Below are 1,425 nucleotides of genomic sequence, written 5' to 3'. Positions count from 1 at the left end.
GGCGGCGGTACGGTCGGCGGCGGCGAGCAGTTGCTCCTGCGCCACCCCGTCGACGAAGCCGACGGCCAGCAGGCCCACGACCAGGACGCCGGTGCCGTACGCGACCGGCCGCGGGACGAAGCGACCCAGCACCCGGGCGATCCGCCGGGTGGCCAGTCGCATCGACCGCGCGATCAGCAGCAGGAGCAGGAACGTCAGCAGGCTCACGCCGATGATGCGCACGATGTCGTACGCCGGCATCTGCTCCAGCCCCACCAGGGCCCGCAGCTGCTGTTGCCACCGGGTGCCGAGCGCGAGGAACAGCACACCCAGCAGCGGTCCGGCGATGATCACGGCCCACCAGCAGATCCGGGTCGCGCGCGGATGGCCGTGCCGCTGGAACCGGCGCACGATCGCGCCCAGCGCGGCACCGATCGCGTACCCGATGGTGGCGGTGAGCCCGCTGACCACACCCTGCAACAGGACCGGCCGGGGCAACAGCGACGGGGTCAGCGACAGGCAGAAGAAGGCGATCGCGAAACCGCAGCCGGTCAGCCCCAGGCGCGCGCGGACCACCCGCAGCCGCCGGTACGGCCGGCGCGGACGGTCCTCGATCCTGCGGTCGGCGACGACGGTCACGGCAGCGGCCTGATCTGCACGGTGCCGACCTCGGTCCGCACCTCGATGCGGTGGGCCGAAGCCGGATCCCGGTCGACGCTGACGCTGCCCGGGCCCGCGGGCATGCGGACATCGACGGCGTAGGTGGTGGTTCCGGGCACCCGGAGGTCGACGGCGCCCATGCTGCTGGTGGAGCTGATCAGGGCGGGCGCCTCGGCGAACTCCAGGGAGGTCGCTCCCAGCTCGGTCCTGACCGTCACCGCGTCGCTGGTCAGGGCTCGACCCTCGACGGCGCCGGCCTCGGTGGTGATCCGGATGTCCCCGGCCACGCCGTCCACCTTGACCGCGCCGGCCTGTGCGGTGATGTCCAGGGCCATGGCCGCGGGCATCCGGATCCGGTACCGGACCTCGCAGCGGGCGTCGTCATCGCCGCAGCCGGACTCGGTGAGCCGCAACGTCGTACCCGCGACCTCGTGCGCCGTCGTGGGCCTGCCCCGCGAGTATCGGTGCTCCTCGGTGACTGTCACCGGGCCCTCGCCGGTCATGACCTCCACACTGGCGGCGCGGGCGCCGATCACCAGGGAGGTGACCGATTCGTCGATCCGGTAGGACATCTCGTCGGTGGTGGTGGAGTCGCCGGTGCAGGCGGCGAGGGGCAGCAGCAGGGCAGTGGCGGTCAGCGCCGCCGCGATACGTCGTGGCATGGCATTCACCTGTCGCAGAAGGAATGGTCGAGGACCGGCTGGTAGCGGTTGTCTTCACGCTCGCAGCCGGGGCCCTTGACGGTAAGGCGGCGTACTGGCCTCTCCGGGGGGCGGTTTTCTGGTG

The 1,425-nt window shown here is 72.2% G+C and carries 2 protein-coding genes; both read right to left on the bottom strand.

Features of this window, described 5'->3' with window-relative positions; all coding sequences use genetic code 11:
* The coding region (locus tag AB0C29_RS48355) for an alpha/beta-hydrolase N-terminal domain-containing protein (RefSeq protein WP_360835103.1) at positions 1–618 on the bottom strand (618 nt) is incomplete at its 3' end.
* On the bottom strand, positions 615–1,301 hold the full coding sequence (locus AB0C29_RS48350) for a hypothetical protein (protein WP_360835101.1): 687 nt from the start codon (positions 1,299–1,301) through the stop codon (positions 615–617). The genes AB0C29_RS48350 and AB0C29_RS48355, both read right to left, overlap by 4 nt.
* Positions 1,302–1,425: the final 124 nt, after the last annotated feature.

The sequence above is a fragment of the Actinoplanes sp. NPDC048791 genome (assembly GCF_040650095.1).
Classification (GTDB): domain Bacteria; phylum Actinomycetota; class Actinomycetes; order Mycobacteriales; family Micromonosporaceae; genus Actinoplanes.
The sequence above is the reverse complement of the archived record's forward strand: the minus strand, read 5'-3'. Positions and strand labels throughout refer to the sequence as shown.

Coding starts and splice junctions, on each gene's coding strand:
- AB0C29_RS48350 (WP_360835101.1), bottom strand. CDS start 1,301: ATGCCACGACGTATCGCGGCGGCGCTGACCGCCACTGCCCTGCTGCTG.